This window comes from Sphingomonas sp. Leaf32 (genome assembly GCF_001421765.1).
GTDB lineage: Bacteria > Pseudomonadota > Alphaproteobacteria > Sphingomonadales > Sphingomonadaceae > Sphingomonas.
This window is the reverse complement of record NZ_LMLA01000001.1, coordinates 1,047,733-1,071,610: the sequence shown is the minus strand read 5'-3', so window position 1 is coordinate 1,071,610 and position 23,878 is coordinate 1,047,733. Positions and strand designations below refer to the sequence as shown.

Here is a 23,878-nt window from a genome sequence, read left to right as displayed (position 1 = left end):
AACGTTGCCCGTCCGTAGATTCCGGCCTTCGCCGGAATGACGCTTAACCGGGCGACAGCGGCTGCCCATCGACCGCGACCCGACGACGCGGCAGCGCCTCGGGCATCTCATCCCTGATATACGCCAACACCCCCTCGCGCAGCGAACAGCGCAGGTCGAAGGCCCGCGCCGCGTCGGACGCGGTGGCGAGGATACGGACCTCGATCGCATCGGGCTTGGTGTCGGTCACCTGCAGGACATAGGCGCGCCCGTCCCATAGCGGATCGGCCTTCACCAGTTCCTCGAACTTCTCGCGCAGCCGGGGGATGTTGGTGATCGGATCGAGCCAGAAGAACGCCGACCCCAGCAGGCCGCTGGTCGTGCGGGTCCAGTTCTGGAAGCTTGATTCGAGGAATTTCGATACCGGCACGACCAGACGGCGCTCGTCCCACAGCCGGACGACGACGTAGGTCAGGCGGATCTCCTCGATCCGGCCCCATTCATTCTCGATAATAACCACGTCGTCGATGCGGATCGGTTCGGTGAATGCCATCTGCACGCCGGCGATGATGTTCTTGAGCGCCGGCTGCGCCGCCGCGCCGACCGCGAGGCCGGCCAGCCCCGCGGACGCCATCAGGGTTACGCCGATCGAGCGGATGCTGGGGATCGACAACAGCATCAGACAGACCGTGACGAACCCGATCGCGATGATCGCGATACGGCCGAGGATCGCACTGCGCGTGCGGCGGCGGCGGGCGCGCAGATTGTCGGCGACGGTGATGTCGGTCGCGACCTCGATCGCCTTGACCGACGCGCGGATCATGGCGATGGCGAACCATCCCATCAACAGCGGCACTACCAGTCCTGCCATCTGGGTCCACAAATCGTCCCAGCGGTCCGGCAGGCGCAGGGGACGTCGGACGCTGGCCAATGCCATCGCGACCAGAATCCACCGCATCGGTCTCCAGGCATGGTCGACGTAGACATCGTCGACCGACCCCGGCGTCCGCGCGGCGAAGCGACGCAACACCCGGAACGTGGCGGCGTGTAGCAGCAGTGCGGCGAGAACCGACAGGGCCACAGTACCCACGTCGACCGCCGCCGGCGGCAGGGTGTTCAGGAAACGTTGCAGGTCGTGCATCACAAAGGCCAACACGCTGCGCCGCAGCATGTTCCGAAACGGGCGCGATACGGTCGCGAGACTTGGCTTTCGCCCCCCGACCGGCTAGTCTGCCACGCAACCGAAACATTCCCCGAAAGCATCGAACTTTGACAGACGCGACGCTGATCGCCGACCCATCCGACATCGCCCCCATCTCGATCGTGGACGAGATGCGGTCGAGCTATCTTGACTATGCCATGAGCGTCATCGTCTCCCGCGCGCTGCCCGACGTGCGCGACGGGTTGAAGCCGGTGCATCGCCGCATTCTCTATTCGGCGCAGGAAAGCGGCTTCGTACCGGGCAAGGCGTATCGCAAGTCGGCGCGCATCGTCGGCGACGTCATGGGTAAATATCACCCGCATGGCGACACCGCGATCTATGACGCGCTGGCGCGTATGGCGCAGCCATGGTCGATGCGGCTGCCGCTGATCGATGGTCAGGGGAACTTCGGGTCGATGGACCCCGATCCGCCCGCCGCGATGCGCTATACCGAGGCGCGGCTCGCCAAGTCGGCGATGGCGCTGCTCGACGATCTCGACAAGGATACCGTCGATTTCGTGCCGAACTATGACGGTTCGGAGCGCGAACCGGCGGTGCTGCCGGCACGCTTCCCGAACCTGCTGGTCAACGGCGCGGGCGGGATCGCGGTCGGCATGGCGACCAACGTGCCGCCGCACAATCTGGGCGAAGTGGTCGATGCCTGCCTCGCCACCATCGACCGCCGGGTCGAGGGCAGCGAGCCGCTGACCCACGAGGAACTGTGCGAGATCGTGCCCGGACCGGATTTTCCGACCGGCGCGCTGATGCTGGGCCGGGCCGGCGCGCGCGCCGCCTATGCCGGCGGGCGCGGGTCGATCATCCTGCGGTCGCGCCACATCGTAGAGGCGCGCGGTGAACGCCGCTCGATCGTGCTGACCGAAATCCCGTTTCAGGTCGGCAAATCGGGGCTGGTCGAAAAGATCGCCGAAGCCGCCAAGGACAAAAGGATCGAAGGCGTCAGCGACATTCGCGACGAATCGAACCGCGAAGGCGTGCGCATCGTTATCGACCTGAAGCGCGATGCGACGCCCGACGTGGTGCTCAACCAGCTGTGGCGGCACACCCCGGCGCAGTCGAGCTTCGCCGCCAACATGCTGGCGATCCGGGGCGGCCGCCCCGAACTGCTGAACCTGTCGCAGATCATCGACGCGTTCGTCGGCTTCCGCGAAGAGGTCATCACCCGCCGGTCGAAATACGAACTGGCGAAGGCGCGCGAGCGGGCGCATCTGTTGCTCGGCCTCGTCATCGCGGTCACCAATCTCGATGAGGTGGTGCGCATCATCCGCGGGTCGGAAAGCCCCGCCGCCGCCCGTGCCGCGCTGCTGGCGCGCGAATGGCCGATCGCCGAGATCGCGTCCTATCTCAAGCTGGTCGAGGCGGTTGAATCGGACACGACCGGCGATTTCTATCGCCTGTCCGACCTGCAGGTCCGCGCGATCCTCGACCTGCGCCTCCACCGCTTGACCGCGCTCGGCCGTGACGAGATCGGCGAGGAGCTGAAGGAACTGGCCGGATCAATCGGCCATCTGCTCGAAATCCTCGGCAACCGTGCCAAGCTCTACGCCGTGATGCGGCAGGAACTGGTCGATGTCCGCGCCGAATTCGCGACGCCGCGCCGGACCGAGATCGCCGGTGCCGCCGATGGCATCGACGACGAGGACCTGATCGAGCGCGAGGACATGGTCGTCACCGTGACGGTGCAGGGCTATATCAAGCGTACCCCGCTCGACGCGTTCCGCGCGCAGAAGCGCGGCGGCAAGGGCCGCGCCGGCATGGCGACCAAGGACGAAGATGCGATCACGAACCTGTTCGTGACCAGCACCCATACCCCGGTGCTGTTCTTCTCGACCGCCGGCAAGGTGTACCGCATGAAGGTGTGGCGCCTGCCCGAAGGCGGCCCGGCCACGCGCGGACGGCCGATGGTAAATCTGCTGCCGCTGGCCGCCGGAGAGACGATCTCGACAGTCCTGCCGCTGCCCGAGGACGAGGAACGCTGGAGCGACCTACACGTCATGTTCGCGACCGGCAACGGGACGGTGCGCCGCAATTCGATGGACGCCTTCGCCAATATCCCGACGGCGGGCAAGATCGCCATGCGGTTCGACGATGATAGCGACGATCGCCTGATCGGCGTCGCGCTGCTGACCGGAACCGACGACGTGCTGCTGGCGACCAAGGCGGGCAAGGCGATCCGCTTTGCCGCAACCGATGTGCGCGAGTTCCAGAGCCGTACGTCGACCGGGGTGCGCGGTATCTCGTTGGGGACGGGCGATGAGGTGATCTCGCTGTCGATCCTGGGCGGCTTCCAGGCGACGGCCGAGGAGCGCGAAGCGTACCTCAAGGCCGCGCCGTGGAAGGAAGGCGAGCGTGAGGTCACGCTGTCCCCCGACCGCATGGCGGAGTTCGAGGCGGCGGAGGAGTTCATCCTGACCGTCACCGCCAACGGCTTCGGCAAGCGCACCTCGGCCTATGAATATCGCCGCACCAATCGTGGTGGTCAGGGCATCACCAACATCGTCACCTCCGACCGCAACGGGCCGGTCGTGGCGAGCTTCCCGGCGCATAACGGCGAACAGCTGATGCTGGTCACCGATCAGGCGAAGCTGATCCGCACCACCGTCGGCGACATCCGCGTGGCGGGCCGCAATACGCAGGGGATCACGATCTTCCGCGTCGGCTTCGGCGAACAGGTCGTATCGGCCGCGAAGATCGACGAGGACGAGAACCCCGAAAACGATGCCGAGGCGATCGTCGCCGAGGAACGCGCGGCGACCCCGGCGTCCGACGGCGACATCGTGCTGGACGACGGCACCGGCCCCGACACGATCAGCGAATCGGACCCCGAGGAATGAGGCCCGCGACCGCCTTCAAGGTGCTGACCGGCGAACAGATGGCAGTGCTGGAACGCGATGGCAGCTTTGCCGGCGCGCCGGTGGACCTGGCCGATGGCTATGTCCATCTGTCGACGTTCGAGCAGTTGACCGAGACGGTCGACAAGCATTTCGCCGGGCAGGACGACCTGCACGTGGCGGAAGTCGACCTCGAAGCGCTCGGTGATGTGGTGAAGTGGGAAGAGTCGCGCGGCGGGCAGTTGTTTCCGCATATCTATGCGCCGTTGCCGCTGGACGCCGTGGTAGCGTACGGGCCGTTGCACCGCGACGAGGCTGGCCGGGTGAGGCGGCCGATTACGGGGTAACGGTCCTCCCCGTGCCGGGGAGGATTTAGGGGTACAGTTCCACCACCTCGGCGCCCTGCCCGACCGCTTCGAGTAACAGCGTTCGGTGGCAATGCTGCGGTTCCCGTTCGAAGCATAGCAATGCCGACGGCATCTCCGCCGCCAGCCCCAGCATGATCGCCGCCTGTGCCTGCGCCTCGGGCAGTTCGAGCTGTTCGTCATAGACCGCGCGGAGCGTCGCCACGTCCCCCTTCTTCGCGGCATCCCGCCCGCGCTTCGGTGTGCCCAGCGCCTTGAGATGGACATAGTCGATGCCGTGCCCTGCCAGTTCGGCGGCAAGCGATGTCTTAGAGAAGCCCGGCCGTCGCGACAGGGGCAGCGCGCGGACGTCGATCACCCGGCGGACCCCCGCCCGGGTCAGCGCCGCGACGAATTCCGCCATGGTTACCGCTTCATAGCCGATGGTGAAAATCTTCATCGTCCGCTTCCTCCCATCGTGATCGTCCCGCGCCCTGCCCGTTTTAAACGACGGTACGCGACGGACGTTCATTGCCCGTTTCGCTTCGCCGGCCTAGACGCCTGCCATGCAATACGACGTTCATATCATCGGCGGCGGCCTCGCCGGGTCCGAAGCAGCATGGCAATTGGCCGAGGCCGGCGCAAAGGTGCGCCTGTCCGAAATGCGCGGCGGTGGCGACACTACGCCGGCACATCAGGGCGACGATCTGGCGGAACTCGTCTGCTCGAACAGCTTCCGATCGGACGATGCCGAATCGAACGCGGTCGGGCTGCTCCATGCAGAGATGCGCGCGCTCGGATCGCTCATCATGACGAAAGGCGACGAACATAAGGTGCCGGCCGGATCGGCGCTGGCGGTCGATCGCGACGGCTTTTCAGCCGGGGTCACCGCCGCGCTGGAGGCGCACCCGAACATCACCATCGTCCGCGAACGGGTCGACGCGCTGCCCGACAGCGGCATGACGATCGTCGCCACCGGCCCGCTGACTGCGCCCGCGCTGGCCGGGGACATCGGGGGGGCGACGGGGGCCGAAGCGCTCGCCTTCTTCGACGCCATCGCCCCCATCGTCCATTTCGAGTCCATCGATATGGAGCAGGCATGGTTCCAGAGCCGCTGGAACAAGGGCGAGGGCAAGGATTACATCAACTGCGCGATGAACCGCGAACAGTATGAAGCCTTCCACGCCGGGCTGATGGCCGGCGAAAAGGCAGAGTTTCGCGAGTGGGAGAATGTCCCCTATTTCGAAGGCTGTATGCCGATCGAAGTAATGGCGGAACGCGGGCTGGACACGTTGCGCTTCGGGCCGATGAAGCCGGTCGGGCTGGACGATCCGCGCACCGGACGCTGGCCGCACGCCGTCGTGCAACTCCGACAGGACAACGCCACCGGCACGCTGTGGAACATCGTCGGATTCCAGACCAAGCTGAAACACGGCGAACAGGTTCGGCTGTTCCGCACCATTCCGGGGCTGGAGAATGCCGAGTTCGCGCGGCTGGGCGGGTTACATCGCAACACCTTCATCCGCTCGCCCGAACTGCTCGACCCCATGCTGCGGCTGAAGGCCCGGCCGCACCTGCGCTTCGCCGGGCAGATGACCGGATGCGAGGGCTATGTAGAGAGCGCGGCGGTCGGGTTGATGGCCGGACGCTTCGCCGCTGCTGAACTGGCAGGCAAGGAACTGGCCCCGCCGCCGGTCGAAACCGCGCTGGGGGCGCTGCTGCACCACATCACCGGGGCGGCCGTGGCGGAAACCTATCAGCCGATGAACGTCAATTTCGGACTGATGCCACCGATTCCGGGGCGGACCAAGAAGGCAGATCGCAAGAAGATGTACACCGCGCGCGCGCGCGACGCGTTCGGCGAATGGACGGCGGTGGCGCTTTAACGCTGGGTGAGGTTGAGGGCGAGGAAGCTGACCCCCGCCCCCAACATCAACAACCCAAGCGCACCGATCGCGCCATAGACCGGCCCCCAGGCCGCAAAGGCGGCGACGAAGGTCGAGACAACCAACGCCCATCCGCCGCGCCGCCGCCATGGAATGGCGACGCCGTTCCAGCGATGGCGATGCCGGTCGCTGGCAAGCGCCAATAGCCCGAATGCCCCTAGGGCGGTCAGGAGGGCGAACGCGATCATTCTGCTGGTGCCAGATTGGAGGGAACAGTCGAGGCACTGCGGGCGGACCGCCGTGCCTTCGGGCGGAAGCGATGGACCCGCCAAGCCGCGAAGCCGAACCCCGCTCCGAGCGCCAGAAAGGTCAGGTCGGCCCCCGCCAATACCCAGTCGCCTGCACCGATGGTCGAGAGCAATCCGCTGGGCAGCGCGACGATGTTGTACAGCGGCAGGGCGATCAGCAGCACCGCCTGTACGGTCAGCAACTCGACCCACGCCCGCGCCGGGCGACGGACGAGCGCATAGAGGAAGATCGCGGCCCAGCCGGCGAACATCGCGTTGACCTCGGCATCGGACCGCGCGACCAGCCCCGTTGGCAGCAGGCGATTGGCCCACAGATATACCGTCATCGCCAGGGGAAAGCCCGCGACGAACCCGACATTGAGCCGTTCGACCACGCGGAACCCGAAAGGCGGTCGTGCGGGGTCCGGCAGGCGCTCGCGCCGCTTGACGGTCCACAACACCAGCCCGCTGGCCACCATCAGCGACCCTGCGATGCCGCACAGGAAATAGAGCCAGCGCATCGAATAGTCGCCGAACCGCCCGGCGTGCAGCCCGACCATCACCCCCTGCGTTTCGACCGCGCCGCCCGGCGGCGGGGCCTGCCACAGCATCCGGCCCGTAACCCCGTCATAGGCGATGCTGGGGCTGCGGGCCGACAGCATCGACGTGCCCGACCGGGTGAGCGTGATCCGCGCCGCCGCATCACCGGGGTTGAAGACGGTGATATATCCGACCGTCCCGCCGATGCGGCGCTCCGCATCGTGGATGACCGCGACCAGATCGGTCAACGGCGCGGGGCGTTCGGTGCGCTCGACGACAGGCGCTTCGGGAAAGACGGCGGCGTACAGCTTCGATCCGTCGCTGTAATTGGCGACGATCGCCCATGGCATCAGCATCGCGATCAGCGTCACGAGGCCGGTATAGGTAATCATCAGGTGGAACGGCAGCGCCAGCACCGCGGTCGCATTATGCCCGTCGAGCCAGGATCGTTGTCCCTTGCCACGGCGCAGCGTGAAGAAGTCGCGAAAGATCTTCTTGTGCGTCACGATCCCGGTAAAGATCGCCACCAGCATGAACATCGCGGCGATGCCGACGATCCAGCGCGCCCAGAAGACGGGCATGTAATGCAGGTCGAAATGAAAGCGGTAGAAGAAGTCGCCGCCCCGTGTTTCGCGTGCCGTGCCCTCCTGTCCATCGCTGCCGATGAAGGCGCGGGTGTCGCGCCGCCCCCGTCGACCGCGCCGTTCCTCGCCGGGTTTGGCCTGTGGCACCCAGAAGAGGTCCGCCCCGGCGCTCTGCGTCGTCGGCACGGTGATGAACCAGCTCTGCGCATCGGGCGCCTTGCGCGAGAGGAACGCGACCGCCCCTTCGACGACGCGATCGGTGCTGTCGATCCGGGCCAGTTCGGGACGCGCCCAGCGGTTCAGCGCCTCGCGCCAATAGGCCGATGTGCCGGCGACGAACACCGCGAATAACAGCCAGCCGAGCAACAGGCCCGACCAGGTGTGCAGCGTCGATTGCGACTGGCGAAACCCCTTGCTCATAGCCGACCCCAAATCGCCACCGATCCCCAAGAGATACCGCCGGCAATCGCGCCCGCGACGACCAGTGTCCACAGCGCCCGCCAGCCGCTGCGCGCGGCATAGGCCCACATCGCGGCCGCAGCGCACAGGACCAGCGCGATCAGCGCGGCGGCGATCGTCGCCTGTACCCGGTCACCGGGCAGGATACGCGCCAGCGCCATCGACCACAGGCTGGCCACGGCATAGCCCACCGGCAACGCTGCGATCAGCCGCAGGGCATTGTCGCCGACGCGTCGCCACAGCACATGGCGCACCTGCCCGGTCGCAGTCATGGCAGGGTTGCCCGTATGCTGGCGAACACGGTGCGCGGCACCCCGTAATAATTGCCGCGACCAGTCGAGGAGAGGCGGGCGTAGTAGCTGCGGTCGAACAGGTTGTTGATGTTCAACGCCAGCGAGAGCCGATCGGACAGCCGGTATCCCGCGCGCAGGTCGGCCACGGCATAGGCGCCCTGCCGCACGATGGTCGAGCGGGTGCGCAGCGTGTCGTTGGCGTTGTAGAAGGCGGGGTTGCCGCTCCACGTCGCATCGAACCAGGTCACGCCCGCACCGATACTGGCACCCGCCAACGGTCCACCGACCGGTTCGTAGTTGGAGAAAAGCTTGACCATATGTTCCGGAATTGCCGGCAACAGGCTCAGCCCCTCCAGCACCGGATTGGCGTCGGCGAGATATTCGGTGCGGGTGAAGCTGTAGCCGCCATTGATCCGCCAGCCGGGCAAAATCTGGCCGCTCGCCTCCGCCTCGATACCGCGCGCGCGGACCTTGCCGGTCTGGAACACCAGGGTTGGGGTGTTGGGATCGTTGATGACCCGGTTGTTCTGCGTGATCTGATACACCGCCGCCGACAATAGCAGGCGTTTGTCCATCAGCGACAGCTTGCTGCCCGCCTCATACTGGTCGCCGATCAGCGGTTCGAGCGCGCGTCCGTCGGGACGGACCCGCCCCGGCGCTGATTGCGGCGTGAAGCTGTCGGCATAGCTGGCATAGACGTTCAGGTCGCCGGTCACGTCCCACACCAGCCCGGCATAGGGGGTGAAGCGCTCGTCGAAGCCATAGCGGGTCGGCAGCGGGATCGTGCCGCTGGCGACGCGGGTGGTGGTGACAGTCGTGTCCCACCACGTCATGCGCCCGCCCCCGACCAGCGTCACCCCGGCAAGCGGGCTGAGCCGAAGCTGGCCGTACAGGCCATATTGCTCGACCTCCGTCGCCGAGCCGCCATAGACCTGCGTCACCGGACCGTTCGGTCCCTGATAGGGCGGAAGCGGACCATAGGGGTTCAGCGGAGGCTCGGCAGGGGAGACGGGATTGAAGACGTCGATCTGGGCATAGTTGGACATGCGGGTGAAATCGGACGTCGCCGAACTCGCCTGATAATCCGCGCCCAGGATCAGCGTCTGTTCACGCCCGAAGGCAGGAAAGCTCCCTACCCCGTTGAAATCGAACGAACGGGTCTGCATCGCACTGTCGCCGCGGTAGGCGATATGGCTAGTGCGGCCGTTGGTCGGGGTGATCGGCTGGTTGCCGATATAGCTGTAGATGTCGATGCGATCGATGTCGGTCAACATGCCTGTCGCGCGCAGCGTCCAGCGATCGCTGATGCGGTGTGCCAGTTCGACAAACCCCGACCAGCTTTCCGAACGGAACCGGTTCCAGTCGGCACCGAGATAGGTCGAGCGCGCGACGTCGAGCAGTCGTCCGTCGCTGCCGTCCGCCCCGCCGATAAACCCGGGCAGGCCCGACTGGATCGCCGGTTTGAAGAGGTCGTAATTGCCGCCGACGGTCAGGGTCGTGTTGTCGCCGATCGCGGTATCCGCCACGCCGAACGCCGCGAAGCGATAGCGGTGCGCTACATCGAAGAACTGGTCCTGATCCTGCACCATCGCACCCAGCCGGACGCCCGAATGGTCGTCGAGTGGTGTCGACACGTCGACCTCGCCACGAACATTCTGGTAGCTGCCATAGCCGGCCAGTGCGCTGATACGGCGTTCGTCCAGCGGCCGCTTGCGGACCAAGTTGATGCTGCCGGCCGGGTTGCCGGCGCCGCTGAACAACCCCGCTGGCCCGCGCAGAACCTCCACCCGGTCGTACAGGAACAGGTCCGGCACCACGGCGGGAAAGGCGAAGGCAAAGGTCGGCACGCCGTCGACAAGGTAGTTGTTGATGGTGAAGCCGCGCGACAGATAGGACGGGTCCTCGCTGCCGATACCGGTGATCGTGACGCCGTTGGTGACGCTCAGCGCATCCTCCAGCGTGAACAGGTTGCGCTGTTGCAGCTGTTCCTGATCGATGACGGTGATAGTGTTGGGAACATCCTTGAGCGGGGTGACGGTCTTGCCGACCGCCTGGCCATAGCTCTTGCCGACGACGACGATTTCTTCGGCGCGCTGGTTCTCCGTCTCTTCTTCCGTCACCGGTTCGGCCATTGCCGGCATCGCGGGCAGGAACCATGCCGCCATACCGATCAGCGCCGTCGATCGTACCGAATGCTTCACTCCGCCCCCTTTTGCGAATCTGTATCAATACGTCCGCACCTATAACCACCTCGTCCAGAATGCAACGCTATTGCGACCTACTCTCATTATTACTATGCGGGATGGAGACAGATGGCGGAATGCGCCATCCAGCAGGAGAGTTTCGATGCGACGCTTGGCCATGATGATCGCGGTTGCAGTACCGGTGACCGCGAATGCGCATGAAGTGTGGGTGGAACGCGACGGCAACGGTCCGGCCCGCATCTATCTGGGCGAACCGGCGGAACCGATGCCGGTCGGTGGCGATCCGGAGTTCAAAAACCTGACGGCGCCGAATATCGTCGGACAGGCTGCGGTCCGCCAGGTTCGTCGATCGGGCTATATCGAAGCGCAGGTGGCACCCGGCGACGTCCGCGTGACCGACGATTCGGTGTTCAAGCCATGGGGTGAGGCCGGCGCGAAGGAAGGCGTCGTCTATTATGCCCGCGCCGGGCGCAGCGAGACGGGATCGCGCATGGCGTATGAGATCACGCCGCTGACCGCCGATGCCGACCGCTTTGCGTTGCGGTACAATGGCAAGCCGGTCGGGGGCGCGAAGGTGACGCTGGTCACGCCCGAGCGTCGCAGCATCGAACTGACGGCTGCAGCGGACGGTACGATCACCGTTCCGGCCGAGAGCAAGGGGCGGTATCTGTTGAGCGCGGCGCAGGTCGAAACCGGGCGTTTGCGCGTGGCCGGCGGTCCGGTCGAAAAGCTGCACCATATCGCCACCACGACCTTTACGGTGCGGTGACCGAACAGGCGGCGGGGCGCAAACCCCGCCGCCCGCGTATCAGCGAACCGGCAAGGTGAACGGCGCGGCGGGCAGATCGGCACCGTCGAACAGGTTCACGAACGGCGCGTCCGCCCAAGCGTAGCGGACCGTCGTCACCTCCGGCCGGTTGGCGCCGGGCAGGACGATCGTGTCCCCCTGCACCATCCCGTCGACGAAGCTGCACGTCGTGCCGGCGCAGCGTTCGAACCCGATCGCCGCTGCGCCGCCATAGCGTTGCAGCCCGCCCGTCACGTTGCGGAAGCGGACGACGATGTCGCTCCCCTGCCGCACCGCTTCTGCCACCTCCGGACCGCTGCGCAGTCCCGGCTGGCGATAGGCGACGACGCGCGCCAGCCGGGCGAGGCGTTCGCCGACGATCTTTTTCTGTGCCGGATGAATGTCGAACCGGTCGCCGACATCGATTGTGACGGCCAGGCCGGCGTTCGCATCGGCGGCGACCGCGTCTGCCTCCGCCTGCCGCAGCGCGGCCCAGCCCGAATCGGTCGGCACGGTCTGCGGCTTGCCATACGCGGTCAACTGTACGACGAAGAATGGCAGATCGGGCTGGGCGAAGGTCCGCCGCCAGTCCGCCATCAGGTTCGACAGCAGCCCGCGATAGGCGCCCGGTTCTCCGGTGTTCGATTCCCCCTGATACCATGCCGCCAGTTTCAGGCCGTAGCCCGACAGCGGTGCGATCATGCCGTTATAGAGCGTCACCAAGCTGTTCGGCACCTCCCACGGCGCAGGCGCGATCTGCGCATTCCTGATCGGGCTGCCGATCCGATAGCGCCATGGGCCGTTGAGCGCGACGGTGCCGCCGTCGCTCAGAGCGATCATGCGGTTGGCCGTGTTGGTGAAGGCCATCTGGCCCTTTGCACCGACCGCGCGAATGGCGATGACGTTACGCCCGGCGCGCAGCGTCCCGGCGAGCAAGTCATAGTTGCGCCACACCCAGTCGACGCTGCCACCGCCGACATAGCGGCCGTTGATGTAGGTTTCGTCGAACTTGCCGATCGGGCCAAGCTGGATGCGCCTGGCGGCAGTCGCCTGTTCCGCCGTCAAGTCGACGGTGGTGCGCAGCCACACCACCCCGTCCAGCCCGGTGCGATCGGCGGCGGGCAACTGCCCGTCGTCGGACGGCAGCGTCGCCCAGGTGCGATCGTCGAACGCCGCCTCGCGAAAGGCGCGCTCCTTGCTAGCCGCCGGATCGAACGCTTCCCATGCCTTCTCCCGCCGGGCACCTTCGCCAGCGATGGCGGCGGACGGGTTGGAGCCAAAGGTCGCAACGGTGGCCAGCCGGTCGGCAAAGCCCGGCAGCTTGCCGAGCGACGGCGCGCTGATCCAGCTTTCGATCCGGGTCCCGCCCCATTCGGACGCGATGAACCCCATCGGCACCTGCTCGGTCGACCGCAGCGAACGCGCCATGAAATAGCAGACCGCCGAGGCATCGCCGACCGTTTCGGGCGATACCGCCTTCCACTGGACCCGTGCCGGCAGATCGGCCGCCGGAGCAGGGACGCTGGTATCGGGGATGGTGACGAAACGAAGCTGCGCGTCGTTCGACGACGGTACGACCTCCAGCCCGGTCGCGCTGCGGACCCGGAACTCCATGTTCGACTGCCCGCCGCACAGGAACACATCGCCGACCAGCACGTCGGATACCTGCTGCGCAGGCGCACCCGACGCTCCGCCGACCGACAGCGTGTAGGGACCGCCCGCCGCCATCGTTGGCAGGATCGCCCGCCATTTGCCGTCGCGCCCCGCGACCGCCGTTACGCTGCGCTCGCCAAGCTTCACCGTTACCTTCTCGCCCGGTGCGGCGGTGCCCCAGACCGTGATCGGCCGGTCGCGCTGCAACACGGCATGATCCGCAAAGATATTGGCAAAACTGGGCGCGGTCGCCTGCGCCAAGGCCGGCGCGCTTCCCGCCAGCAGCGCAGCCGTCAGACCAGCCGCCCATCCCGTGAACGAACGCATACCCTCTCCCCGATTCGTTGTGAGCGATACCATGGCAAAGGCCGCGCAGCAGCGCCAGCCATGGTACGTCCGAACGGGGATCAGGCGATCAACCCATTGCCGAGCGGGTATCCTCCAGCGCCAGCGACACCAGGGCGTTCATCGCGTCCTCGGCACCGCGCGCGTCGCCCGCCACAACCGCATCGAACACGCGGGCATGGTCGGGCACCGGGTCCCGCGGCAGGGCGCGTTGCCGCTGCTTGAACTGGGTGGTCCAGTTGACCGCCGCGCCGATGCTGGCGCTGAGCGCGACGAAGGTTTCGTTATGCGTGGCGTAGATCAGCGCATCGTGGAAGTCGCGATCCGCCGACCGCCCCGCTTCGGTCGCCAGCGTATGCCGACGCATCCCCGCCAGCGCCGTCTTCAACGCCTTGATGTCTTCCTTGTCGCGTCGTTCGGCCGCCAGCCGCGCGACCGCCGGTTCGACCACCGACCGCAATTCGAACAGGCCGCGCACGAACGCGATATTCGGCTCCCCCTCGAACGCCCAGGCGAGAACCATCGGGTCGAGGAAGTTCCAGCGCCGACGCGGCAGGACACGGGTGCCGATCTTCGGACGGCTTTCGACCAGTCCCTTTGCGGTCAGCACCTGCACCGCTTCGCGATACGCGCTGCGCGATACGTCCAGCGCTTCGGCATTGGCGACTTCGCCCGTCAGCAGTTCGCCGGGCGCGATCCGTCCGGACACGATCGCCGTACCCAGAAAATGCGCCACCGCCCCGCGCAGGCGGCGGCCTGACCCCTTGCGCGAGGTGCCCGCCTGCTCGCCCAGCGCGCCGGCCACATCCGCTGAGGCACCATCGCCCAGTGCATCATCCGTATCCACGCGGTTTCCTTCGTCCTCGGCATCGATACAAATCGGCGGCGCGACGGTTCGCGGTCGATTTGTATAACTAATATACGCCCGTTATTCGCACGAACGGGATGATGAATACGCTAGGCACGGGAAAGGCCGCCGTCAAACCGTCGTGGACACACCAGCCGATACTGCGAAGGCAGCACCCGGTCCTACGGTCGACCAGCCGTATGGGCCCACAAAAGACGTTGACCGGCAATTGCCCACTCAATACCCAGACTAATAGCGGACGTCAGATACCGCGTTCGGGAGGGACGATGCGGGCATCGACGACGACAGGTGCGGCCATGCTGGCGATCGCGCTGCTGACCGGCAGCGCGGGATCGGCACAGATTTGGCAGTCGGACCAGGGGGACGGCACCTATCGCAATCCAGTGCTGTTCGCCGATTATCCCGACCCCGACATCATCTGCGTCGGCAGCGATTATTTCGTCACCACGACCTTCGCCAACGCCCCGGGACTGACCCTGCTGCATTCGAAGGACCTGGTGAACTGGCGCATTTTCAGCCATGTCGTGCCACATCTCGACGATCGGCCCGAGTATCGGCTGGCGGACGGCAAGGACGCTTATCGCCGGGGACTGTTCGCCGCCAGCCTGCGCTTCCATGACGGCATCTTCTATGTCGCCGTGACTCCGGTCGGCCGGAATACGCGCATCTATCGGTCGCGCGATCCGCGTGGCCCTTGGCAAATGAACGAGCTGGACCGGTCCGCGTTCGATCCGGGCCTGTTCATCGAACCCGACGGCAGCGCCTATATCGCGACATCGATCGGGTCCGACGGCACCATCCGCCTGCTGAAGCTCGATGCCGGATTGCGAAGGGTCGTCGACGACCGCAAGGTACATTATGTCGCCGGTGCGGAAGGGTCGAAGATCGTCCGACGGGGCGACTATCATTACCTGTTCAACGCGATTCCCCGGCGACTTGGCCTGACGGTCTCGCGGGCGCGCAGCCTGTACGGGCCATGGGAGACCCGCCCCCAGATCGACGACCGCAGCGGCGGGCATCAGGGCGCGCTGGTCGATACCGCCGACGGCACATGGGTCGGGTTCGTCATGCTCGATGCCGGGGCGATCGGCCGGACGACGAACCTCAGCCCGATCTTCTGGCAGGACGACTGGCCGGTCTGGGGCACGCCCGACATGCCGGGACGCGTGCCCGCGCGGGCGACGAAGCCGGTCACGGGCTTTCCGCTGGCCGAACCGGCGACGTCCGACGATTTTTCCGCGCGGCAACTGGGCCGGCAATGGCAATGGAATCATAATCCGGACGACAGCCGCTGGTCGCTGAGCGCACGGCCAGGCTTCCTCCGGCTGCACCCGACGCAGGCCGATGGGCTTTGGCACGCGCGCAACACGCTGACGCAAAAGGCGCAGGGGCCGCGCAGCCGGGCGGAAGTGAAGCTCGACATCCGCCACATCGCGTCCGGCGACCGCTGCGGCTTCTGCACGTTCGGCCAGTATAGCGCGACGCTCGCCGTCACGCGCGACAACAGGGGTGCGGCCAGCCTGGCGATGGATGTCATCGAGAGCACCGAAAAGGGGCCGGCAGTCGACACCCGGATGAAGGCGGCGCCCTTTACCGGAAACACCCTGTGGATCGGCCTCGACCTCGACTTCACCACCGATCGCGGCCGATTGTCGTACAGCCGGGACGGCGTGCGCTGGCAGGCGGCGGGCGGCGACTTTCCCCTCGCCTTCGCGTGGCGGACCGGCACGTTTCAAGGGCAGCAGATGGCGCTGTCCTGCTACAATCCGACGCCCGGCAAAGGCCATCTCGACGTCGACAGCTTCACGCTGCGCGCGCCTCGATCGACAACGCCGCCGCACACCGTACGGAGCAAATGACGTGACATTAGAGATTAGCCGACGCACCCTGATCGCCAGTGCCGCGATCGCCCCGGCCGTCACCGGCCCGACCGCCGCCGCTGCCAGAAAGCGTGCCCTCGCGCCGACGCCGCCGATGGGCTGGAACAGCTGGAACAGCTTTGCGACCACCATTACCGAGGCACAGGCGCTGGAGACGGCGACGATCATGCGCGACCGGTTGTTGCCGGCGGGCTATTCGATCTTCACCATCGACATTCAGTGGTATGAACCCGGCGCGACCGGCTATGCCTATCGCAGCGACGCGGTGCCCGTGCTGGACGAGTATGGCCGGCTGCAACCCGATCCGAAGCGCTTTCCCTCCGCCGCCGATGGCAAGGGCTTTCGCGCCATCGCCGACCGGGTCCACGCAATGGGACTGCAATTCGGCATCCACCTGATGCGCGGCATTCCCCGCGAAGCGGTACGCCGCAACCTGCCGATCCTGGGTACCCGGTATCGCGCGCAGGACATCGCGGATCGCGCAAGCATCTGTTCGTGGAACAGCGACATGTACGGCGTGGACATGCGCCACCCCGCCGCGCAGGCCTATTACGACAGCGTGTTCGCGCAATATGCCGACTGGGGCGTCGATCTGGTCAAGATGGACGATATGAGCCGCCCCTATGACGCCCATGCGCCGGAGATCGAGGCGGCGAGCAAGGCGATCGCCCGGTCGGGCCGTCCGATCCTGCTGAGCCTGTCGCCCGGCGAAACCCCGCTTTCCAGCGCCGACCATGTCCGGGCGCACGCGCAGATGTGGCGGATCAGCGACGATTTCTGGGACGAATGGCCACTGCTCGACGCGCAGTTCGTCCGGCTGGAAAACTGGCAGCGTTTCGCCGGTCCGGGCGGGTGGCCCGACGCCGATATGCTGCCGCTCGGCCGACTGGCGCTGGGCCAGCGCGATACGAAGTTCACGCCCGCCGAACAGCGGACGCTGATGACGCTCTGGTCGATCGCGCGGTCGCCGCTCATCATGGGTGGCGACCTGCGTCACCTCGATACGGCCACGCTCGATCTGCTGACCAATCCGGAGGTGATCGCGGTGAACCAGGCCAGCTCGGCCAACCGGCCCCTGCATGTGCAGGACGGGATGCGGGCATGGACCGCGCGCAGCCCGACCGGGTCGACCTATCTCGCGCTGTTCAATCCGGGTGACAAGCCGTCGCGCCCCGGCGTCGATCTGCGCTGGCTGAACCTGCATGGTCGGGTTCGGGTACGCGACCTGTGGGCGCGCCGCGACGTGGGGACCGCGGCCAGCCGGATCGAGGCCGATGTGCCGTCGCACGGTGCCGCGCTGTTCCGGCTGGACGGGACCAGCGCCTGACCTTGTTTGCGATTCAATCGAAAGACTTGCCGATGCTGCGGGCCCTGATGACCGGCCTGCTCCTGATTGCCAGCATGGGGGCGGCATCGGCCGAGCCTGCGCGGTTCAGCCGCTTCAACTATGACGGCCGCAGCGTCGAACGGGCGACGCCGGGTCCCGACCAGTATCGCAACCCGATCCTGTCGGGCTATTATCCCGATCCGTCGGTCGTCCGGGTCGGTCAGGACTATTACCTCGCTTTGTCGTCCTTCGCCCATTATCCGGGGCTGCCGATCTTTCATTCGCGCGATCTGGTGAACTGGACGCAGATCGCAAACGCGATCGACCGGCCCGAGCAGCTGGATTTCAGCGGCCGGCGCGTATCGGAGGCGGTATTCGCCCCCGACATCAGCTTTCATGACGGCACCTTCTACATCGTCAATACCTGCGTCCAGTGTCGCGGCAATTTCGTCATCACCGCGAAGGACCCCAAAGGCCCCTGGTCGAACCCGATCTGGTTGCCGTTCGAGGGGATCGACCCGTCGATCTATTGGGAGGGCAACCGGGCCTATATCGTCAACAACCGCGCGCCGGACGAACCGCCGCGCTATGACGGCCACCGCGCGATCTGGGTGCAGGAATATGACTGGCGCGCCGGCAAGATGGTCGGCGAATCGACCCAGCTCATCAACGGCGGCGTCGACCTTTCCAGGGAGCCGGTGTGGATCGAAGGGCCGCATATCTTCCGCAAGGACGGCTGGTATTATCTGACCGCCGCCGAAGGGGGCACCAGCGTCAACCATTCGCAGGTGGTGTTCCGGTCGAAGACATTGCGTGGTCCGTTCGTGCCGTGGGGCGGCAACCCGATCCTGACGCAGCGCGACCTGCCGAACGACCGGACCAATCCGGTATCGGCGGCGGGTCATGCCGAACTGGTGCAGACCCAGGATGGCGACTGGTGGGCGACGTTCCTGGCGGTCCGCCCCTATTGCGACGACTATTACAATATCGGGCGGGAGACGTTCCTGCTGCCGGTCACCTGGAAGGACGGCTGGCCGACGATCCTGCCCGCCGGACAGCGTGTGCCGTTCGTCGCAAACCGGCTCAGGCTGCCCCGGCAAGCGGCCGCGAAACTGCCGACCAGCGGCGACTTCGGCTATATCGACGAGTTTGACGGCACCAGGCTGGCGATGCAGTGGATCGGCGTTCGCACACCGCAAGCACCGGTCTATCGGTTGGCGAAGGGCGAACTGCTGATCGATGGCGGTGCCGCGATCGGCCACCAGACCGGCGTGCCGGGTTTTGTCGGGCGGCGGCAGCAGCATCAAATAGCGACCACGGGAACGACGGTCCGCTTCACTCCGCGTCAGGATGGCGACCGCGCCGGGCTGGTCGCGATGCAGAGCGACGAGAGCTATCTGTTCTTCGGCGTCACGCGCATCGCGGGCAAGCCGGTGGTCGCGCTTTATACCCGCGCGAAAGGCGCAGAGCAGTTGATCGCCAGCGCGCCGATCGATGGCAATGCCCCCGTCACGCTGACGCTACGGGCCGACCGGGGCACGATGGCGTTGGACTACGCCATCGGCGGCAGTCGCAGGACGCTGGCCAAGGATGTCGACATCCGCTTCCTCAGCACGCGGATGGCGGGTGGATTCACCGGCACCATCGTCGGCCCCTACGCCTATCAACGCCAGGCGGCGGAGCGCCAGGCAAAGAAAACCCCGCCGGGTCGATCGACCTGGCGGGGTTTTCCATGGCGCACCCGGAACGATTCGAACGTCCGACCCTCAGATTCGTAGTCTGATGCTCTATCCAGCTGAGCTACGGGTGCCCGGTGGAGGCCGCCTGTTAAAGAGGCTCTTCCGATCTGGCAAGTCGTTACGGCAGCAAATTTTGCTGGTCCGACCGCCCAATCATTCCGACAAAGAAAACCCCGCCAGATCGATTGACCTGGCGGGGCTTTCCATGGCGCACCCGGAGCGATTCGAACGCCCGACCCTCAGATTCGTAGTCTGATGCTCTATCCAGCTGAGCTACGGGTGCCCGGTGGAGGTCGCCTGCTACAGTCCACCCTTCCTGCTGGCAACCCCGTTGTATCAATTTTTTTGCATGGGTATCGGTGGGTCATGACCCGCTCCGCGATCCCGTTCGTCCTGCCCGCCGCCCTGTTGTCGGCCTGTGCCGCGCCGGCAGGGGATTATCCGTCGCTGCTGCCGCGGCCGATCGAAAAGATCAGCCTGGCCGAACCGGTGCGCCCGGTGCCGGTGGCTCCGGCCGATGCGGCGCTCGACGCCAGGATCGCGACGCTGTCCCGCGACGCAGCGGGAGCCAAGGCTGGATTCGACACCGCGGCTGCGCGCGCCGGAAAGACGGTCGGCGCGGCGGCAGGCAGCGGCGAAGGGAGCGAGCGCTGGCTGGGCGCGCAGGTGGCGCTCGCCGAACTCGACGTCGCGCGGACGGCGATCGATGTGCCACTGGCGGAACTCGAACGGCTTGCGGTCGATCGTGCGGCGGCGGGCGCACCGCCCTATCCGGCGCTCGACGCCGCGCTAGCAACGGCGAACGCCGCCGCGAGTGCGCAGCGCGCGACGATCGCGACCTTGGGCGCCCGGCTGAAATAGCCCTTATTGCAGCGCGCGCAGCACCGGCAGGATCGACGCATAATCGTCGGTCCACGGCGCAGTGTCGGTGACCGGCAGCGGCTCCCAGTGTCCGCCCGATGCCAGCAATTCGCCCAGCACTTCAGGATCGCGGGTCAGCGCGATCCACAGCGACCCGGTTTCCGCCGGATCGTTCGTCCTAGGTTGATAGGGGAGCTGCGCCGCCATCCATCCCCCCGCCGTCCGCGCCACGACCGGTCCCAGGTCGAGATACCGGTTCGACACATGCACCAGCAGCAGCCCGCGTCGTCCCAGCACCCGGCCATAGGTGTCGAACGCCTCGCGCGTCATCAGGTGCATCGGTACCGCATCCGACGAAAAGGCGTCGAGCGCGAGCAGGTCGAGACTGCCGGCAGGCTCGTTCGACAGCGTCAGCCGCGCATCGCCGACCGCGATCTGCGCATCGGGGGCACAGCGGCGCAGGAAGGTGAAGGCACCCGAATCGCGTGCGATCCGCACCACGACCGGATCGATTTCATAGAAGCGCCAATGCTGCCCCGGCCGGGCGTAGCAGGCGAGCGTCCCCGTCCCCAGCCCGACGATCCCGATCCGTGCCGACGGGCCGTAGAGCGACGGCGCGGCGCGCAACGCCTCTCCCACGCCCGAGTGCGGGACATAATAGGTCGTCGGCGTCCGCTCCCGCTCGGGCATGCCGGTTAGCTGGATGCCGTGCAGCGTCGTGCCGTGCTGCAGTTCGTTGACCCCCTGCCCCCGCATGATCGTGTATACGCCGAAATAGCTGCGCGTGCGGGCACCCGGTTCCAGCGACAGGCTGATCGCGCGATAGCCGCCGAACAGGAACAGCGCTGCGGCCAGCGCGAACACGAACGGCGCACGGGCACCGATCGCGATCAGGCCGACCGCGACGATACCGAAGAATGCGACGGCGTCGGGCTTCGCGCCGAGTATCCCGCCCGGATTGAGCATCCCGACAGCGACCAGCGCACCGATCGCCAGGATCGTCGCCAGCCGCAGCTTCACGCCGCCCGCCGTCCATAGCCGCTGCGTCGCGGGGAGCAGGAAGGGCAATGGCGCGAGCAGCCCGGCGGCAAGGATCAGCAGCGGATATTCATACGTCCAGTCGAACAGCACCGGCGCGATCAACCCCGCGAACGCACCGCCCAGCGCGCCGCCGACCGACATGGCCAGATAGAAGCCGGTCAGCCGCCCCGGCGCCGGACGCAGCGCATACATGCGCGCGTGCAGCGTGACCGACACCGCGAACAGCAGCATCAACGCCGCCAGCGCGCTCAGCAACGGGAAGTCGTGATTGCCGCCGATCATCATCCCGCCAAAGACGAGGATGGTGATCGGCGCATAGCGGGTGATCGCATCGGCGACCCCACGTCGCGCCGCGAATGCCACGGTGAAGCTCAGCAGATACAGCCCGAGCGGCAGCACCCACAGCAGCGGAACGGCGACGATGTCGGTCGTCAGGAAGGTCGACGTCGCGAGCATCAGCCCCGACGGCACCAGCGCCAGTACGATCCAGTGCAGCACCCGGCGCGTACCCGGCGCGCCGCCCTTCTCCAGCGGAACCGACTGTTCGCGACGATGCGGCAGCAGCCAGCCACAGCCGATGACCAGCACGAACAGCAGCGCGTAGCCGATGCTCCAGCCCCAGCTCTGCGCGCGCAGCGGCAGCAATGGTTCGACGAGCAGCGGATAGGCGAGCAGCCCGGCAAAGCTGCCGACGTTCGACGCCGCATAGAGCGCATAGGGATCGCGCCCCGGACAGATGAACGCGAACCAGCGCTGGAGCAGCGGCGCCTGCGCCGACACCGCAAAGAACAGCGGCCCGATCGATGCGGCGAGCAGCCAAGGGGTCCACAGCGCCGGCTCGGTCCCAACGGGGGTCGGCGTCGAATTGACCCCGATCGGCAACCACACCGCCGCGCACAGCAGCAACAGGATATGCACCGCCGCCTGCGCCTTCGGCATCAGCTTGCCCAGCAGATGGGCATAGGCATAGCCGCCCAGCAACAACGCCTGATACACCAGCATCGCCGAGTTCCACACCGCCGGCGCGCCGCCCAGTTGCGGCAATGCCATGCGAGCGACCATCGGCTGCACGAGGAACAGCAGGAACGATCCGGCGAGGATCGTCGTCACGAAGATCCAGCGGATCGGCCAGCCGGCAGTCCGATCGGACGCCGTCACGAACGCGTTGCCCAATAGGTGATGTGGCGCTTGAGCGGGCTATCGTCGGGAACGGCGGGATGATCGAAATCCTCCCCGGCCGATCGGATCATGCCGATCCGCTCCATCAACCCCCAGCTGCGGGTATTGGCAAGGACGGTGATCGCGCCGATCTGCTCGACCGGCAGGTTCGCAAAGCCCCATGCCAGCGAGGCCTCTGCCGCCTCGCGGGCGAACCCTTGCCCCCAATGCGCTTGGCCGAAGCGCCAGCCGATCTCGACCCCGCCCTCCAGCGGCGTACCCTCGGCACCGGGCTTCAATCCGCAAAATCCCAGCATCCGGCCGCTCGCGCGTTCCTCGGCGACCCAGAAGCAATAGCCATGCGTCGCCATATATCCGTCCTGCCGCGCGATCGCCGCGTCGACTTCGGCGGGCGTCATCAGCGCCGGAAAATAGCGCATCACCTGAGGATCGGCACAATGCGCGTAGAAGGTTTCGCGGTCGCGATCCTCCCACCGGCGCAGGATCAGCCGCTGCGTATCGATCATGCGCCGAGCAGCCGGGCCGCATGGGCGGCGTGATAGGTCAGCACGCCCGAACATCCCGCCCGCTTGAACGCCAGCAGCGTTTCCAGCACCATCGCATCGCGATCGGCCACGCCCGCCGCCACGCCCGCCTCGATCAGCGCATATTCGCCCGACACCTGATAGGCGAAGACCGGAACCTCGAACGCCGCCTTCACCCGGGTGATGATGTCGAGATACGGCATCCCCGGCTTGACCATCACACTGTCCGCACCCTCGGCGATGTCGAGCGCGACCTCGCGCAGTGCTTCCTCGCTATTGGCCGGGTCCATCTGATAGGTCTTCTTGTCGCCTTTCAGCAGCCCGTGCGTGCCGACCGCATCGCGGAACGGACCGTAGAAGGCGCTGGCGTATTTGGCGGCGTAGGCCATGATCTGCACGTTGGGATGGCCGCCGGTTTCCAGTGCGTCGCGGATCGCCGCGACCCGGCCGTCCATCATGTCCGAAGGGGCGACGATGTCGCTGCCCGCTTCCGCCTGCACCAATGCCTGCCGCACCAGCGCCTCCGACGTAACGTCGTTCAGCACATAGCCCGCCGCGTCGACGATGCCGTCATGCCCATGCGCGGTATAGGGGTCGAGCGCGACGTCGGTCAGCACGCCGATCTCGGGCACCGCATTCTTGATCGCGCGGATTGCGCGGCACATCAGATTGTCGGGATTGAACGCCTCTTCGCCGCCCTCGCTCCGCAATTCCCGCGGCGTATTGGGGAACAGCGCGACCACCGGAATGCCCAGGTCGCGTGCCTCGCGCGCGCGATCGACGATGCCAGCCAGATTCCAGCGCGATACGCCCGGCAACGCCTTGACCGGCTCTCCCTCCCCCTCGGTCACGAACAGCGGCCAGATCAGGTCGGCAGGGGTCAGGATGGTTTCGGCGTGGAGCCGGCGGCTCCAGGCGGTGGCGCGGGTACGGCGCAGACGCAGCGCGGGATAAGCAGCGGACATGGCGCGACTTGTGGGCCATGCGGTTCGGACGATCAACCGAAAGTCGCTTGCGTCGATTTTCGTTACGGGGCGTTACCGATGCC

Annotated in this window: 19 protein-coding genes and 2 tRNA genes; 8 read left to right on the top strand and 13 right to left on the bottom strand. The window is 66.5% G+C overall.

The genetic code is table 11. The features are described 5' to 3' along the window. Positions 1-43: 43 nt before the first annotated feature. Entirely contained in the window at positions 44-1,120 is a 1,077-nt protein-coding gene (locus tag ASE83_RS05065; RefSeq protein ID WP_055784573.1) for a mechanosensitive ion channel family protein, read from the bottom strand. A 128-nt stretch (positions 1,121-1,248) separates the two neighbouring features. Here ASE83_RS05065 and gyrA point away from each other — a divergent pair, with 128 nt between their 5' ends. Both gyrA and ASE83_RS05055 read left to right on the top strand, forming a co-directional pair. Then, positions 1,249-4,032 (top strand): DNA gyrase subunit A, encoded by a 2,784-nt coding sequence (gene gyrA / locus ASE83_RS05060; protein WP_055784337.1) that lies wholly within the window; start codon positions 1,249-1,251, stop codon positions 4,030-4,032. After that, positions 4,029-4,376 carry a DUF952 domain-containing protein gene (locus ASE83_RS05055; protein ID WP_055784336.1) on the top strand — a complete coding sequence of 116 codons (348 nt, stop codon included), beginning with the start codon at positions 4,029-4,031 and terminating at the stop codon, positions 4,374-4,376. The genes gyrA and ASE83_RS05055 overlap by 4 nt, the downstream gene beginning before the upstream one ends. A gap of 25 nt (positions 4,377-4,401) precedes the next feature. Here the strand turns inward: ASE83_RS05055 and ASE83_RS05050 are convergent, their stop codons facing one another. Then, entirely contained in the window at positions 4,402-4,833 is a 432-nt protein-coding gene (locus tag ASE83_RS05050) for a DUF488 domain-containing protein (protein WP_055784335.1), read from the bottom strand. Between the two features lie 106 nt (positions 4,834-4,939). Here ASE83_RS05050 and trmFO point away from each other — a divergent pair, with 106 nt between their 5' ends. Continuing rightward, entirely contained in the window at positions 4,940-6,259 is a 1,320-nt protein-coding gene (gene trmFO / locus ASE83_RS05045) for a methylenetetrahydrofolate--tRNA-(uracil(54)-C(5))-methyltransferase (FADH(2)-oxidizing) TrmFO (protein ID WP_055784333.1), read from the top strand. Here trmFO and ASE83_RS05040 read toward each other — a convergent pair. The 4 genes from ASE83_RS05040 to ASE83_RS05025 are packed head-to-tail and all read right to left on the bottom strand — an operon-like array spanning position 6,256 to position 10,623. Continuing rightward, the gene (locus ASE83_RS05040) at positions 6,256-6,507 is read right to left on the bottom strand and encodes a DUF3325 family protein (RefSeq protein ID WP_055784331.1); all 252 of its coding nucleotides are present in this window, start codon (positions 6,505-6,507) and stop codon (positions 6,256-6,258) included. The two genes, trmFO and ASE83_RS05040, sit on opposite strands and share 4 nt — an antisense overlap. Continuing rightward, positions 6,504-8,090, bottom strand: a complete 1,587-nt coding sequence (locus ASE83_RS05035; protein ID WP_055784329.1) for a PepSY-associated TM helix domain-containing protein — start codon at positions 8,088-8,090, stop codon at positions 6,504-6,506. The genes ASE83_RS05040 and ASE83_RS05035 overlap by 4 nt, the downstream gene beginning before the upstream one ends. Further along, the gene (locus ASE83_RS05030; protein ID WP_055784328.1) at positions 8,087-8,401 is read right to left on the bottom strand and encodes a hypothetical protein; all 315 of its coding nucleotides are present in this window, start codon (positions 8,399-8,401) and stop codon (positions 8,087-8,089) included. The genes ASE83_RS05035 and ASE83_RS05030 overlap by 4 nt, the downstream gene beginning before the upstream one ends. Continuing rightward, positions 8,398-10,623: a TonB-dependent siderophore receptor gene (locus ASE83_RS05025; protein WP_235512987.1), complete on the bottom strand. Its 2,226-nt coding sequence runs from the start codon at positions 10,621-10,623 to the stop codon at positions 8,398-8,400. Before ASE83_RS05025 ends, ASE83_RS05030 begins: the two co-directional genes overlap by 4 nt. Before the next feature lie 145 nt (positions 10,624-10,768). Here ASE83_RS05025 and ASE83_RS05020 point away from each other — a divergent pair, with 145 nt between their 5' ends. Further along, positions 10,769-11,395: a hypothetical protein gene (locus ASE83_RS05020; protein WP_055784327.1), complete on the top strand. Its 627-nt coding sequence runs from the start codon at positions 10,769-10,771 to the stop codon at positions 11,393-11,395. Positions 11,396-11,434: 39 nt separating this feature from the next. Here the strand turns inward: ASE83_RS05020 and ASE83_RS05015 are convergent, their stop codons facing one another. Continuing rightward, complete coding sequence (locus ASE83_RS05015) at positions 11,435-13,393, bottom strand: sialate O-acetylesterase (RefSeq protein WP_055784325.1); 1,959 nt, start codon at positions 13,391-13,393, stop codon at positions 11,435-11,437. An 88-nt stretch (positions 13,394-13,481) separates the two neighbouring features. After that, positions 13,482-14,216 (bottom strand): FadR/GntR family transcriptional regulator, encoded by a 735-nt coding sequence (locus ASE83_RS05010; protein WP_235513024.1) that lies wholly within the window; start codon positions 14,214-14,216, stop codon positions 13,482-13,484. A gap of 329 nt (positions 14,217-14,545) precedes the next feature. On the opposite strand from ASE83_RS05010, the gene ASE83_RS05005 reads away from it, so the two are divergent. The 3 genes from ASE83_RS05005 to ASE83_RS04995 are packed head-to-tail and all read left to right on the top strand — an operon-like array spanning position 14,546 to position 19,264. Beyond that, positions 14,546-16,138, top strand: a complete 1,593-nt coding sequence (locus ASE83_RS05005) for a glycoside hydrolase family 43 protein (protein WP_055784323.1) — start codon at positions 14,546-14,548, stop codon at positions 16,136-16,138. A gap of 1 nt (position 16,139) precedes the next feature. Continuing rightward, on the top strand, positions 16,140-17,486 hold the full coding sequence (locus ASE83_RS05000) for a glycoside hydrolase family 27 protein (protein ID WP_055784321.1): 1,347 nt from the start codon (positions 16,140-16,142) through the stop codon (positions 17,484-17,486). Between the two features lie 32 nt (positions 17,487-17,518). Continuing rightward, positions 17,519-19,264 (top strand): glycoside hydrolase family 43 protein, encoded by a 1,746-nt coding sequence (locus tag ASE83_RS04995; RefSeq protein WP_082443091.1) that lies wholly within the window; start codon positions 17,519-17,521, stop codon positions 19,262-19,264. Here ASE83_RS04995 and ASE83_RS04990 read toward each other — a convergent pair. After that, a tRNA-Arg gene (locus ASE83_RS04990) sits at positions 19,220-19,296 on the bottom strand. The two genes, ASE83_RS04995 and ASE83_RS04990, sit on opposite strands and share 45 nt — an antisense overlap. 135 nt (positions 19,297-19,431) lie before the next feature. Beyond that, positions 19,432-19,508: transfer RNA gene (locus ASE83_RS04985), tRNA-Arg, on the bottom strand. An 83-nt stretch (positions 19,509-19,591) separates the two neighbouring features. Here ASE83_RS04985 and ASE83_RS04980 point away from each other — a divergent pair. Beyond that, positions 19,592-20,086 (top strand): hypothetical protein, encoded by a 495-nt coding sequence (locus ASE83_RS04980; protein WP_055784320.1) that lies wholly within the window; start codon positions 19,592-19,594, stop codon positions 20,084-20,086. A gap of 3 nt (positions 20,087-20,089) precedes the next feature. On the opposite strand, the gene ASE83_RS04975 is transcribed toward ASE83_RS04980, so the two are convergent. From ASE83_RS04975 to hemB, 3 genes are read right to left on the bottom strand one after another with little or no spacing between them, the layout of a single operon-like run. After that, on the bottom strand, positions 20,090-22,285 hold the full coding sequence (locus ASE83_RS04975; RefSeq protein ID WP_235512986.1) for a spermidine synthase: 2,196 nt from the start codon (positions 22,283-22,285) through the stop codon (positions 20,090-20,092). Further along, positions 22,282-22,812 carry a GNAT family N-acetyltransferase gene (locus ASE83_RS04970; protein WP_055784316.1) on the bottom strand — a complete coding sequence of 177 codons (531 nt, stop codon included), beginning with the start codon at positions 22,810-22,812 and terminating at the stop codon, positions 22,282-22,284. The genes ASE83_RS04975 and ASE83_RS04970 overlap by 4 nt, the downstream gene beginning before the upstream one ends. Continuing rightward, the gene (gene hemB / locus ASE83_RS04965; RefSeq protein WP_055784314.1) at positions 22,809-23,795 is read right to left on the bottom strand and encodes a porphobilinogen synthase; all 987 of its coding nucleotides are present in this window, start codon (positions 23,793-23,795) and stop codon (positions 22,809-22,811) included. The genes ASE83_RS04970 and hemB overlap by 4 nt, the downstream gene beginning before the upstream one ends. Between the last annotated feature and the right edge of the window lie 83 nt (positions 23,796-23,878).